This window comes from Thalassotalea algicola, assembly GCF_012932965.1.
Classification (GTDB): Bacteria; Pseudomonadota; Gammaproteobacteria; order Enterobacterales; family Alteromonadaceae; genus Thalassotalea_F; species Thalassotalea_F algicola.
This window is the reverse complement of sequence record NZ_JABBXH010000001.1, coordinates 868168-880801: the sequence shown is the minus strand read 5'-3', so window position 1 is coordinate 880801 and position 12634 is coordinate 868168. Positions and strand designations below refer to the sequence as shown.

The following is a 12634-nucleotide window of genomic DNA, read 5'->3' as shown; positions in this document are numbered from 1 at the left end:
CACTGAATTTTTATTAGTTTACTATTCTGGAAACACTTCCAACGTTAAGTAAAGTGAAAAGTGTTTAACATCGACATCTGCTGGTTGCGCTACTTTTTCCATCGTTTCTGCCGCTAAGAAATAAAAACCAGCTGAGTCAGGAGTAAAGTTAAAAGTACCGTCTTTCGCAACGGCTAGTTGTTGCTCGTTACGCTCATTGCGATGACGAGTTCCAGCTTTTATTACTTTTATTTTCGCCGGTTGTGTTATCGGTTTGCCTTGATAGAACAATTGGAAGTTTGCTGTTTCACCAGCGAACAAATCATTTGGGTGAGTGTCGCCACCTAACTCTACACCAACCCCCGTTGGTTTTACCGCACCAAGGTTTGGGGCATTAAAGCTGATGAATGTTTCGATTCGTGAAGAAGTAGTACGTCGCACCACATCAGTAACCCCTTCAGGTAACTTCGGGTTTTTACCAAAACGGCGAGAGAATGTGCCATCAATTTTTTTGAACGTGGTCATATTCACCTCTGGCTGTACTAAACCAATGCGATATGTGCCACTTTCCTTAAACCAAACATCTGCAACAGATAAACGAGCAAAAGCTTGCCAACGTGTATCAGTCGTTACTTCTCCGTTAGGTTTTATCACCTGATGCTCAAGCATATTAAATAAGTCTTTTAAATCACCTACATTTGCACCCGTATTACTGTCACCAAAAGGTCGATCAGGGTGAAATATTGCGTTGGAAATACTCGCTGTAACAGTAACGGCTTGGGCTTTATCTCCAGATAGCAAAGTATGTGACGGTACCATAAAGCGTTCATGGGCTTGTACTTGAACAGCCAAAGCTAAGGCAATCAGGCCACTAGATTTAGTTAATTTTGAGATAATTGACATAATTTTTCCTGCATTATTTTGCGTTATTTAATTGAAATTTGAACTGAACCTAACTCTGTTTTGCCTTGTAACTGATAGGTTTGTGTCTGATTGTCACCTAAAGTAATGATTTGCCTTATATACTCACGACTTCCTTGTTCTCGCACGGCTTCAATGTGTAAAACATATTGACCTGCAGGTACATTTTCACCAGAATTTAATTGTCCATCCCATGTAAGCTGATAAGTGCCGGGTTTGCGTGTGGCACCCGTAACGGCATCGTAGTTCGGCGTTTTATCGCGACCGATTTTTCGCCACCATTGGCGCAAATCTTTAAACCAATCCGGCTGTTCTTTCCAAAAGGCTAAGGTGTGTACACCCTTACGTCTCTTAGTTTCAACCCATATCGCTACGTATGGTTTATGGTAGGGATTTGCTTTTATCTGTGGAATTTCAACAGATACCTTGATTTCTTGGGCGTGAGTTAGGGCACTCAATGTCAATGCACATACAATGCATATCAATGCAAAAGAAAACCGAATTTTGTTCATGGATACTCCTTTATAAGATTAGTCTTGGAACGGTGAGTAAATAAATGACCATAGGTGTAAACGAACCAAGTAATAGTAAGTAAGTTGCCTGGCGGCGATGCTTAGCGTTTTGAAGTAAAATTACGATGCCAGTTAAGGTAAATAGCACCATTAAGGCGGCAGAGATGTCGATAATCCAAGACCAGAAACTGCCACTATGACGACCTTTGTGAAGATCGTTAAGTAATGCCAGTAAATCCCCCTCGACATGTTCTACTTCTATTAATTGCTCTTCAAGAATCACAGTAACAAAGGCATATCCAGCAGGTAGTGGGTAATCAAAGGTTAACTCACCTAAATCGAGCGCTAAATCGATACTACGAGGATTTGATAATCCCGTGTGTAGTTCAATATGGCGTTGAAGTTGTTTTAATGGGTATTCATCATTTTCATTGACGGTACTAAATTTGATTGGCAGCGCTAAAGTGTATGTATTTGCGGGCTTAGTATTAGCCCATTCAGGGTGATTTAGTGTAACGCCTGTAATACAAAAAAATAGTAATAAGCTAAACAGTGCGCATGAAATATAAATATGAAGCCAACGACACAAGCCAAACACTTGTTTGGCTTTGCTCGATGTAAAAAGTCGTCGCTTTTCATTAGCCTTTTGGGTGCTTAATCGATTAAAAATAAGCACCCAATGCACCGGTAATTTAACCATTAGAATTGGTAAGATACGGTTGCTTTAATGTTGCGGCCTGGTTCGTAATCTTGCAGGTATAACTCGCCAAAGCGCGGGTGGAACGAAACACCTGTACGCGAAGATTGAGATGCATAAAACTCATCAAATAAGTTATCAGCACCGACAATTAACGTTAAGCCTTCAACAGCGTCAACATCCCAACGCGCAGAGATATTGTGAATGGTGAAGCCTTCTTTACTGTTGTCTAGCGATGGACCATCTAAGTCTACACCTGCGTCAACATCATCAACGTATAGCATTTCCCAATTTAGATAAATGTTCCACTCACTCAGCTCATAACTCGCTTGAGCACTAATAGTGTCTCCTTGTTGGCGGTCTAAACGAGCATTGTCGTGATCGCCGATGTATTGTTCAAATGCATCAAGTTCACTTTCTGCCTGTGAAAAGGTGATCGATGTGTCAAACTGGCCCTCACTGTAGCCGGCATAAACTTCATAACCATCGATTTTCATATCACCAATATTGTCTTTCCAATAACGTGCACCTGAATCTGCTGGAGGGGCAGCATAGTCATAAATGTATTCTTCAATATCGGTGACAAAGTAAGTGCCGCCAATTGATAAATTGCCGTCACCAATTGTAGTTTGATAGGCAAATGCTAACTCATAGTTCACGCCTGTTTCTGCGTTTATGTCTTGGTTAGGTGTATCATTGGAGCCCGCACCGACAAACACTTCAGCAAGCTCTGGACCTTTAAATAATTCAGTTGCACTTAATTTGAATAGCAAGTCACTCGTGATTTGATATTCAAGTGCAAGTGCTAATGATGTTTCTGAAAAGCTATTATCTACTAGTGTTGCTTCAATATCATAGTCGTCGTAGCGTATACCCGGTATTAACGTCAGTTGGTCATTTAGTGTGATGCGATCTTGAACAAAGATTGCTAGATTGGTTGCCTCTTCACCGGCAGTAACTTGACCATTTGTACTTGCTGCTTTGTAGTCAGTCTCGTGCCTTACATAGTCGAAACCATAAGTGATGTCGTGAATTAAATCGCCATCAAAAGCTGTTTCAGCAATTAAGTTTGCACCAGTATTATTTGCCTCACCAGTAACGATGCCTGCCCACGCCGCATATGCTGGATTTTCTGCCCAGCCTGTTTCATCACGCCACAATTCGCTTTTGTTGTCATAGATAGCCGCTTTGAGGTATGTACTCCCTAAGCTTAATTCATAATTAAGCGTCAAGGTGTTACGAGTAAACTCTGTTGGCCATAATAGTGGCACTACTAATGAATTAGTGATCGCAAGGTCAGTAGCTAACCCCATGTCTGGGCGGTAGCTATAGTCACCTTCATCAGTATAACTTTCGTAACTGATTTGAAAACGTTGGTTGTCATCAATATTCCAACCGAACTTAATCAATGCATCGTCTAATTCACCTTCTAAACCTCGTACTTCACCATCGGTACCAGGAATAACATCGCCACTTGAGTCTTCAATATCACCACCGCCTACTTCATAGTTGTCGCGGTCGACATAGTTGTAATAAGCCAGAAAGTCTACTTGTTCACCAAGTAGACCATAGCCAGTTGCGGAATAGTTGCTGCCAGCGTTATTACCAGCACTTACCTGTATGCGACCACCAAAATGCTCTTCATCTAGCAGGAGTTCACGGGCTTGTTTAGTTTCAAAACGTACAGCTCCACCTAAACCACCGTTAATAACCGAGTTAGAACCAATTTCAATATCAACTGACTTTAAAATGTCAGCATGAATTTGCAGGTTACCCATGTGGTGGTACATATACGTGTTTTGTTTTGCACCGTCGATGGAGATATCAAGATCTTTATCGTCCATACTTCGGATAGTAATACGTTGATTCAGTGAATGAGCACCACCAACGTCAACACCGGGAATTGTGCGTAATAAATCACTGATATGGTCTGCTTGCTTATTGGCAATTTCTTCGCCTTTTAAATAAAGTGAGGAAGCTTTAACTTCTGTGCTCCAAACCGCAATACGTTCAATATCGTCTGTATTTAACGCATCGTCTGCGTAGGTGGCAGGAGAAATCATTGCGGCAGCAATCGCTGCAGCTGTTGCGCTTCGAGCAAAACGCTTGGTAAGCATGGTGGTTCCTTAAAATATATTAACTATAAAATCTAAATAAGAATGATTCTCATTATTGTATCAGTGTGCTAATGTAATGTTTCTGTAAAGTGTTTTGCGAAATCGCCAAGCTGCTATGCGCAATCGTCATGATGGATTTTGAATATGAATTTGGAAGGAAAACAGCAAATAACGACTAAGGAATTGGTGAGAACATTAAATGATGCTGGCTATAAACATACGCTAGTTGAGCAATCTAGTGGTGATGAGCAACCAATGTTAGCGGGAGAGTTGTGTTTTAATAAGTTGCCGTCAGGTATGCGCATACACTGCACTGACATTGTAGAGCAGAAAACAGGTAAAACGGCTTCTGAGATTGATGCCGGTATTAGTATTAATTTTTTGCTCGCTGGATCGGTTGATTTTGCACTAGATAATCATCAATACCATTTTTCTGCGAATTCAAAGCCGTTAATATTTATCAATGTGTTAGGTCAATCGCAAATATTTACCCGTTATTTCAAGCAAGGCATGCAACTTAGGAAACTGAACATTTCGGTGAGTAAAAGGTGGTTGCTATCTCGCTGTCAAAATAAAACGGAGCGTATCGCTATTGCGCAACTTTTCGCGAATAAGCGGGCGGTATTTCAATGGCCTTGTATTGAGGATACGTTAGTTTTAGTGGAGCAATTATTTACCTATCACAATACGAACAATATAGGTTCACGATTAATGTCAGAACAACTTGCTTTCCAGTTGTTTGCAAACAGTTATCAATTACTCATGTTGTCATCGAAACCTAATGTCACACCACGTATACAACGATGCGATTTGGTAGGGAAAGAAGCGGCATCCTACGAACGTAAACTGAACGACTTATTATATAAGTCGCCTTCGCTGGCGCAAATAGCTTCTCACTTAGGTGCTAGTATTAGTACCCTGCAGCGTTATTTTAAAGCCAAACATCAAGTAACGATTAATGAATATATTCGCCACCAAAAATTGGAACGTGCCAGACGTACACTTATTTTTGATAAAAAAAGTATTGGTGAAGTGGCGTATATTGCTGGGTATAACCACACATCAAATTTTGTCACTGCTTTTAAAAAGTATTTTAAAATAACACCCGCCGAATTACAGAAACGACACTTAAGTTAATTTGCGATTCGAACTAGGCGTTTTTTGTCTTTCGTTGCTTTCTGGCTTTCAATGAGTCGAGACTAAAAACAACTAACGCCGTCCAGATGAAAGCAAAGGTTGCGAGTTTGGCTGGTGCTAAAGGTTCTTGATACAAAAAGGTTGCAAGTAAAAACATTATACTAGGCCCTATGTACTGAAAGAAACCTAATGCAGCTAACGTTAAACGTTTAGCTGCTGCGGTAAAGCATAGTAGTGGTGCCGTTGTAACTACACCAGCTAGGATTAAAATAATATTTAAGTGGCCACTATTTTCGAGCATGTTGCCGGTTGGACTATCGATAAACCATAGCCAATAGATAAGTGCGATAGGTAGCATCATTAGCGACTCTACCAATAGGCCAACAAAAGAGTCTACGTGTAGTTTTTTACGTATTAACCCGTAAACGCCAAAGGTACCAGCAAGTAATAACGAAATAACTGGCAATGTACCAAGCATAACAACTTGAATACCAACACCAATCACAGCAAGAGCAACGGCGAATGACTGCCATTTCCTTAAACGCTCGCCCAGAAAAATCATACCGAGTGCAACATTAAGCAGTGGGTTAATGTAATAACCTAAGCTAGCATCAAGTAAGTGATCATTGTTTACCGCCCAAATAAATAAAAACCAATTGCTGGCTAAGATGACGGCGGTAATGGTGAGCTTGAAGAGTAATTTAGTGTCTGCCAGTATTAGGGTAAATTGACGCCACTTTTTTATTGCTATTACTATCAAGAGTAATAGCACTGTAGACCAAATAACTCGGTGTACTAGGATTTCGACTGAACCAACATCGACCAGTAGCTTAAAATAAAGCGGTGCAAATCCCCACATCAAGTAAGCAAAAATGGCGTTAATTACACCTGAATTCGAAGAATCGCTTTGTTGTGCTGACATTGGCATTATCAATAGCTATTTAAAGGCGGCGAATTCTAGCATAGCCCCCTGGCATACACTAGCAAAGCTGGTTAACCAACCATATAAGTGCCGGTACCAAAAGCGATATGGTCACCGTTTTCGTTATGTAACTCCATACGTGCTACTGCGACTTTGCTACCACTTCGAATGATATGCGCTGTAGCAACAAAATGCTCTCCTCGGCCAGGACGTAAGAAATCTGTGCGCAAGTCTATGGTGCCTAATTTTCTGATGTTTTCCTGTACTGATTCAGGGGTTATTTCATCTAAATTCGCTATGACATTAGCTGCTGCAACTACGCCACCAGCGACATCGAGCACTGCTGCGGTTACACCGCCATGTAATATTTTTTGAATAGGATTACCGATTAGCTTGTCATCCCAGCGAAATGAAATTTCAGCTTGCTTATCGTCAAATCGAGTAATTTCAAAACCGAGCAATTGGTTAAATGGCATGTTTTTATTCCAACTCTCAGCAAGGTACTGAAATATTTGTTCTTTATCCATAAGCAATGAACTATCTGGTCTGATCTGACAAACAGCCTAGCAGCTTTTTGAAAAATTGTTAACTTCTGGCTAGGGAATCCCTCGCCATTACGATAAAATGCCAGCGATAAATAATAACTTGGATAACACTTGACTGACGCCAGCCAATTGAATGAAGCGCAATTGCTTGATTCCCTTAAACACCACTTCGGTTACACAACATTTCGCAATGGCCAAGCAGACATTATTAAACAAGTAATGTCTGGTCGTGACTGCTTAGTGTTAATGCCTACTGGAGGTGGTAAGTCGTTATGTTATCAGTTACCTGCTACTTTGCTTGATGGTATTACCATTGTTGTATCGCCGCTAATTTCTTTGATGAAAGATCAAGTTGATAGTTTGACAAGGCAAGGTATTAGCGCCGCTTATGTAAACTCTTCGCTTAGTACCGAACAGGTCAATGATATTTTTCAGCGTTTAAATGCTGGCAAAATAAAATTGCTGTATGTTGCACCAGAGCGACTTACACAGCATTACTTTTTGCAAGGATTGCAGAGCCTCCCGATTAAGCTATTTGCCATCGATGAAGCGCACTGTATTTCCCAGTGGGGACATGATTTTAGGCGCGCATATACCCAATTAGGCTGTTTAAAACAGTATTTTCCGCATATTCCAGTGATGGCGCTAACCGCAACTGCTGATGTTACGACCCGTAAAGATATTCTTAACCAGTTGGGTTTTATTGACCCCTATGTGCACCTAGATAGCTTTGATCGCCCTAATATTCGCTTTACCTTGGCTGAAAAATATAACGGTCAAAAACAAATTTTGTCCTATATTAAGCAGCGAAAAGATGACTCCGGCATTGTCTATTGTAGTAGCCGCTGGCAAGTGGAAAAGCTCAGTGAATTTTTAGCTAAGTCTGGTGTTAATTGCGCTGCCTACCATGCGGGAATGGAGGCAGATATTCGTGGTGTTGTACAAGATGGCTTTACAAAAGATAACGTACAGGTCGTTATTGCTACGGTTGCTTTTGGATTAGGGATTAATAAGCTCAATGTTCGATATGTTATTCATTTTGAACCGCCGCGTACGATAGAGTCTTATTATCAAGAAATTGGTCGTGCTGGTCGTGATGGTTTGCCTGCAGAAGCGTTGTTCTTGTGTGATGAACAAGATATGGCGCGTATTAAAAAGCGTATTAGTGAACATGAAAACGAGCAACGTGCTCAAGTAGAGCTTCAGCGCTTTCAAGCAATGACCGATTTTGTAGATGCCCAAACCTGCCGTCGACAAGTGGTGCTTAATTATTTTGCGGAATTTACAAAACAGCGTTGTGGGAATTGTGATATTTGCTTAGATCCGCCAACCGAATTTGATGCAACAGAAGTCGCTCAAAAAGTACTATCTTGTGTGTTTCGCATTGAGCAAAAAGGTGATGTGCAGTATTTGGTAACTATTCTTAGAGGGCAAATATCGCCTTTAGTGCAAAAAAATGGTCATGAGAATGTATCAACGTTCGGTATAGGAAAAGAGAAAACACCTAGCTATTGGTTTGCTATTATTCGTCAATTAATTCATTTGGGGTATTTACAGCAAGACATTGCTCAACAGTCTCATTTGAAACTAACCGAGGCGGCACGAAGTGTATTAAAGGCCGAAGAGCGATTAATGCTTGCCTCTCCGCGTTTGCAAAAAGCGAGTTACTGGCGACAATCCTCGGCAACCAAACAGTATGACAGAAAGCTATTTGCTAAATTACGCTCATTACGAAAAGAAATTGCTGATGCCGAAGATGTTGCTCCATTTATCGTCTTTAATGACGCGACACTATCTGAACTTGCCCGCATTCAACCAACCAATAACCATCAAATGTTGACAGTAAGTGGTGTAGGCGATACTAAATTAGCGCGCTATGGCGAGCCTTTTTTGTCGTTAATTAAGGCCCACCAAAGCAGATAACCTGCGGTTAGATAGTAAACAACAACTTTATAAGCGTCGCCCTAGACGCTTTTCAATTTGCTTTTTCTCCCATTCAGCATCAAATAGACTGAAAATTTGAAAAGTTGTCGCAGCATGAATCGCAAGACCAACCCCCCAACCAAGCATTGGAAACCAAAACCACTGATATTGTGGTGTTAAAAATAAATTAAGCGCTATAAGTGCCGGAATAACAATGATGTAAGCGGCTAAATGGCCATAAAAATCTTTTAAACCTTGTACATATTCCATTGCGCGTTTTTCTTCGAGTGTCACGGCTAAGTTATCAGACGATGTTGTCATCTCAGATGTCTCCTGTTGCAGTATGTTGAGTTCCACTTCAAAAACAGCAGCTAAAGACTTTAACGATTCTAGTCCGGCAGTTTGGCCGCGTTCGATTCGCTGAATAGTACGGACACTTAACCCCGATAACTGGGATAATTGTTCCTGTGACCATCCACGTTTCAATCGTAATTTTTTAACAATCATTTAAACTTTTCCTTGCTGTCGTTTGAATAGCCATCTTGGATAACTAAGGTAGTTTTTACCACGTCATACAGCTGACACAAACACGACACTTTAATAATAACAATGAGTTACGATTAATTTTACAGTAATTATTATTTGATTATAAACACCTGACTGTGGCGTAGCGAGCTTGATTAAGCAAAAAAAAGCCGCAAGATAGCAGCTTTTTTAAAAGTGTTAGCACGATTAGAAAGTTAATGGCACTTCAAAATTATTTACATTTACGCTATTCGAACTCGTCAAATGCTTTCATCAATAATTCTTGATAGCCAACTAGACCTAAGACTTCTTCTGACTCAATAACAGGTGCACAACTTAAGCCAAACTTGTCAAACAAGCGTGCGCAATAACGAATATCCATTTCAGGTGGAACGGATACAACAGGCTTTGACATGACTTCATAGATATTGACTCTATCAAGCGACCTATCTTTGGCGAGTACTTGTTTTGCAATGTCTGCAAGCAATAGTATGCCGAAAGCATCATGCTGATCGCGTTTGTTTACAATAATGACTTGTGTGTTGTTTTCCTTCATGGCATTTAGTGCTTCACGAACAGTTTGCATGCCATCAAGCTTAACAAAGCTTTGAGTCATTACTTCTTTTGCATTGACTTTGGTTTTCATATTCACAGCTCATTCTCCACGCTGGAAGTTAATTGACTAATTTGATGATTGACGCCAACCGCATCTTCAACATCTACTTGGAATGCGATACCAGTGCCTGGTTTTTCTTCAAATTTTCCGACCCTAGCAATTTCTTCTAGAATGTGTCGGCTCATATGCTCTTCAACTAAAAACAATAAAACGTCTCGCTGGGTATCTAAGGTTAAGCCAAAAAAGGTGGTCGACTTATTTAGACCTTCTCCACGAGCGTTATTTATAACTGTTGCGCCAGTAGCGCCTGCTTCTCGTGCAGCATCCATTATTTTCTCGGTTCTACTATCTTCAGTAAATACGATGATCATTTTAAAACGCATTTATAATATCCTTAGCGATTTTCGCTTTTATTGGCTTGTTTTCGTTCAGTTAACCATTGTGATAATTGTGCGTAGGCCATTACCGACATGATAGGAAACAAGCTAGCAAAGGCGATTAAGCCAAAGCCATCAATTAACGGGCTGCGACCAGGAACGGTTTCTGCTAAACCTAGTCCTAGTGCTGCAACCAAAGGTACAGTAACTGTAGAGGTGGTGACACCACCAGAATCATAAGCCAAAGGTATAATGAGTTTTGGCGCGAACATGGTTTGAATGACCACGATAATATAGCCAGCGATGATATACCAATGAATAGGGTCACCAACAACAATACGATAGCAACCCAAAGAAATGCCAACGGCAACACCTATTGCCACTGAAATTCTTAATCCCCATACGCCAATTGCTCCACCGGAAACTTCATTGGCTTTAATCGCCACAGCAATCAATGAAGGCTCGGCTATGGTCGTACTAAAGCCAATTAAAAAAGCAAACAGGTAAACCCAACCATAGTCTTGCCATGATAAGTTGATGGTCGCCTTAGCGGCTTCAATGATTTCACCTCCGGCAATAAACACTGGGTCGGTTAATTGCTGAGCCATTAGCTTTCCTAATGGGAATAGCGCTAACTCAAGGCCTACTAAGAAAAATGATAGGCCTACTAACACCCAAATAAAGCCAAAAATAACTTTACTGAAATTTGGAACTGGTTGACGTATAACAGCAAATTGGAAGCCAAAAATGATAGCGGCTATCGGTAATACGTCACTGATAGTGCCAACAACGGTTTGCCAAAGGTGTGTAAATAATTCACCGATCATGACAGCATCACCATGCCGTATGCCATTACAAAGATCATTGGCGTTAGCGATGCCATAGCAATCAAGCCAAAACCATCAATCATTGGATTTCGACCTTTAATTGAAGACGCGAGGCCAACACCTAATGCCGTCACTAGCGGCACAGTAATGGTTGATGTAGTGACACCGCCTGAATCATAGGCAATACCGATAATTTCTACAGGTGCAAACATAGTCATTATAACAACTAGTACATACCCGCCAATAATGAGCCACTGAATTGGCCAGCCTTTTAAAATTCGGAAAACACCTAAGACAATGGCGAGACCTACAGAGAATGCTACGGTAAGCCGTAAACCATTCGCATATTCATCCATCGCCTGTTCAGTATTGGCAATCATTTCGCCAACAGCTGCTACTTTTGCTGCTTCTGCGGCTACGGCAATTAGGGCGGGCTCAGCGACAGTCGTGCCAAATCCCAGCGCAAATGCGAATATCAATAACCAAAAAACACTGCCTTTCTTAGCGAAGGCATGGGCCATTGATTCACCAATAGGAAATAAACCTTGCTCTAAGCCATGAATAAAAAATGTCAGACCGAGCAATACAAACAAGACCCCTATTAATACTTGCGCAACATTAGGTAAAGGTTGTTGGATGATAGCCAGCTGGAAAAATAGGATAACAGCAATAATCGGAGCTAAGTCCCTAATACTGCCAAGCATAAATCCAGTCAGTTTCTTAATGGTTTGTTGCAAGCGAGCTCCTATCGCATAATTTTAATTAAACTTAGCAAAAATTCATTTTTTTACCTTGATTTAAAACAAATCTCTATTGGAATAGGCTTTGTAATGTTTGCTGATTTTCTTCATCTTCAAGTAACTGATTTAGCAAATCAATAAGGCGTCTATTTTTGTCATTCGGATAAAGTGCCAAATAGAATGGCTGTTTGGGTAAGCAGCCTGCATTGCGCAAAAATGACTGTGACGTATTGTGCTGTGCCAGTTGCCATGCAACTACTTTTTTATCTTCAACAAATATATCAATACGGTCATTTAACAACATGTCCACTAAACGCTTAGTCCCTAAATCGCCTGAAATTTTAATGACTAATGATTCTGCGGAGCTTTTTAAAATGTAGGAATCTAAAGGCTCTCCATATCCATAATCTTGAATAACCCCTAATCGCATACCTGTGAAATCAAGTGGTATTTTATAGCGCCAATCTTGGTTGTTACGTGTAAAGAAGCAAACTTGATAGTCGGTAATAGGGGTGTCGGTTAAGAGTAAATTCGGTGCTTCACTTTTAATCGCAGTTAGCAAACCGTCAACCGCACCAGAATTTGCTAAATTTATCGCTCTAGACCAAGGGTAGCTTTGTATATGTACGTTTATATTATGTTTGGCTAATACTTGCGTGATGTAATGACCAATAATACCAAATTCAAATGGTTCAAAATTGCAGGTATAGGGACACCAAGCCGTAGTGGCTAACGACAACTCCTGATGTTTTTGTGAAAAAGCTAACGGATTATTTAATAGCAGCAACAAAAATGC

At 40.6% G+C, this 12634-nt stretch carries 14 protein-coding genes; 2 read left to right on the top strand and 12 right to left on the bottom strand.

Annotated features, from left to right (window positions below; genetic code table 11):
* Nucleotides 1–21: 21 nt before the first annotated feature.
* From HII17_RS03985 to HII17_RS03970, 4 genes are read right to left on the bottom strand one after another with little or no spacing between them, the layout of a single operon-like run.
* Complete coding sequence (locus HII17_RS03985) at nucleotides 22–882, bottom strand: DUF4198 domain-containing protein (RefSeq protein ID WP_169073994.1); 861 nt, start codon at nucleotides 880–882, stop codon at nucleotides 22–24.
* A gap of 23 nt (nucleotides 883–905) precedes the next feature.
* On the bottom strand, nucleotides 906–1412 hold the full coding sequence (locus tag HII17_RS03980) for a DUF2271 domain-containing protein (RefSeq protein WP_169073993.1): 507 nt from the start codon (nucleotides 1410–1412) through the stop codon (nucleotides 906–908).
* A gap of 10 nt (nucleotides 1413–1422) precedes the next feature.
* Nucleotides 1423–2112, bottom strand: coding sequence for a PepSY-associated TM helix domain-containing protein (locus tag HII17_RS03975; protein ID WP_169073992.1), 690 nt, complete (start codon nucleotides 2110–2112; stop codon nucleotides 1423–1425).
* Complete coding sequence (locus HII17_RS03970) at nucleotides 2112–4226, bottom strand: TonB-dependent receptor domain-containing protein (RefSeq protein WP_169073991.1); 2115 nt, start codon at nucleotides 4224–4226, stop codon at nucleotides 2112–2114. The genes HII17_RS03975 and HII17_RS03970 overlap by 1 nt, the downstream gene beginning before the upstream one ends.
* 144 nt (nucleotides 4227–4370) lie before the next feature.
* On the opposite strand from HII17_RS03970, the gene HII17_RS03965 reads away from it, so the two are divergent.
* A complete protein-coding gene (locus tag HII17_RS03965) occupies nucleotides 4371–5363 on the top strand; it encodes a helix-turn-helix domain-containing protein (protein WP_169073990.1) in 993 nt (330 codons plus the stop codon).
* A 13-nt stretch (nucleotides 5364–5376) separates the two neighbouring features.
* Here HII17_RS03965 and rarD read toward each other — a convergent pair whose 3' ends face one another.
* Nucleotides 5377–6285, bottom strand: a complete 909-nt coding sequence (rarD, locus tag HII17_RS03960; protein WP_408033875.1) for an EamA family transporter RarD — start codon at nucleotides 6283–6285, stop codon at nucleotides 5377–5379.
* Between the two features lie 71 nt (nucleotides 6286–6356).
* Complete coding sequence (locus HII17_RS03955) at nucleotides 6357–6812, bottom strand: thioesterase family protein (RefSeq protein WP_169073988.1); 456 nt, start codon at nucleotides 6810–6812, stop codon at nucleotides 6357–6359.
* A gap of 129 nt (nucleotides 6813–6941) precedes the next feature.
* Here HII17_RS03955 and recQ point away from each other — a divergent pair, with 129 nt between their 5' ends.
* The gene (gene recQ / locus HII17_RS03950; RefSeq protein WP_235938629.1) at nucleotides 6942–8753 is read left to right on the top strand and encodes a DNA helicase RecQ; all 1812 of its coding nucleotides are present in this window, start codon (nucleotides 6942–6944) and stop codon (nucleotides 8751–8753) included.
* Between the two features lie 27 nt (nucleotides 8754–8780).
* Here recQ and HII17_RS03945 read toward each other — a convergent pair whose 3' ends face one another.
* From HII17_RS03945 to HII17_RS03920, 6 genes are all read right to left on the bottom strand, one after another.
* Nucleotides 8781–9260 (bottom strand): 2TM domain-containing protein, encoded by a 480-nt coding sequence (locus tag HII17_RS03945; RefSeq protein WP_169073987.1) that lies wholly within the window; start codon nucleotides 9258–9260, stop codon nucleotides 8781–8783.
* A gap of 265 nt (nucleotides 9261–9525) precedes the next feature.
* Nucleotides 9526–9924 carry a CBS domain-containing protein gene (locus HII17_RS03940; protein ID WP_169073986.1) on the bottom strand — a complete coding sequence of 133 codons (399 nt, stop codon included), beginning with the start codon at nucleotides 9922–9924 and terminating at the stop codon, nucleotides 9526–9528.
* Between the two features lie 2 nt (nucleotides 9925–9926).
* Entirely contained in the window at nucleotides 9927–10277 is a 351-nt protein-coding gene (locus HII17_RS03935) for a P-II family nitrogen regulator (RefSeq protein ID WP_169073985.1), read from the bottom strand.
* 11 nt (nucleotides 10278–10288) lie between these two features.
* Nucleotides 10289–11098 carry a DUF1538 domain-containing protein gene (locus HII17_RS03930; protein WP_169073984.1) on the bottom strand — a complete coding sequence of 270 codons (810 nt, stop codon included), beginning with the start codon at nucleotides 11096–11098 and terminating at the stop codon, nucleotides 10289–10291.
* Nucleotides 11095–11802 (bottom strand): DUF1538 domain-containing protein, encoded by a 708-nt coding sequence (locus HII17_RS03925; protein ID WP_169074181.1) that lies wholly within the window; start codon nucleotides 11800–11802, stop codon nucleotides 11095–11097. Before HII17_RS03925 ends, HII17_RS03930 begins: the two co-directional genes overlap by 4 nt.
* A gap of 106 nt (nucleotides 11803–11908) precedes the next feature.
* Complete coding sequence (locus HII17_RS03920; RefSeq protein ID WP_169073983.1) at nucleotides 11909–12628, bottom strand: substrate-binding periplasmic protein; 720 nt, start codon at nucleotides 12626–12628, stop codon at nucleotides 11909–11911.
* Nucleotides 12629–12634 lie beyond the last annotated feature (6 nt).

Excerpts from the sequence above, each read along its gene's own strand:
- HII17_RS03985 (WP_169073994.1), bottom strand. The coding sequence starts at position 882 with ATGTCAATTATCTCAAAATTAACTAAATCTAGTGGCCTGATTGCCTTA.
- HII17_RS03980 (WP_169073993.1), bottom strand. The coding sequence starts at position 1,412 with ATGAACAAAATTCGGTTTTCTTTTGCATTGATATGCATTGTATGTGCA.
- HII17_RS03975 (WP_169073992.1), bottom strand. The coding sequence starts at position 2,112 with ATGGTTAAATTACCGGTGCATTGGGTGCTTATTTTTAATCGATTAAGC.
- HII17_RS03970 (WP_169073991.1), bottom strand. The coding sequence starts at position 4,226 with ATGCTTACCAAGCGTTTTGCTCGAAGCGCAACAGCTGCAGCGATTGCT.
- HII17_RS03965 (WP_169073990.1), top strand. The coding sequence starts at position 4,371 with ATGAATTTGGAAGGAAAACAGCAAATAACGACTAAGGAATTGGTGAGA.
- rarD (WP_408033875.1), bottom strand. The coding sequence starts at position 6,285 with ATGTCAGCACAACAAAGCGATTCTTCGAATTCAGGTGTAATTAACGCC.
- HII17_RS03955 (WP_169073988.1), bottom strand. The coding sequence starts at position 6,812 with ATGGATAAAGAACAAATATTTCAGTACCTTGCTGAGAGTTGGAATAAA.
- HII17_RS03945 (WP_169073987.1), bottom strand. The coding sequence starts at position 9,260 with ATGATTGTTAAAAAATTACGATTGAAACGTGGATGGTCACAGGAACAA.
- HII17_RS03940 (WP_169073986.1), bottom strand. The coding sequence starts at position 9,924 with ATGAAAACCAAAGTCAATGCAAAAGAAGTAATGACTCAAAGCTTTGTT.
- HII17_RS03935 (WP_169073985.1), bottom strand. The coding sequence starts at position 10,277 with ATGCGTTTTAAAATGATCATCGTATTTACTGAAGATAGTAGAACCGAG.
- HII17_RS03930 (WP_169073984.1), bottom strand. The coding sequence starts at position 11,098 with ATGATCGGTGAATTATTTACACACCTTTGGCAAACCGTTGTTGGCACT.
- HII17_RS03925 (WP_169074181.1), bottom strand. The coding sequence starts at position 11,802 with ATGCTTGGCAGTATTAGGGACTTAGCTCCGATTATTGCTGTTATCCTA.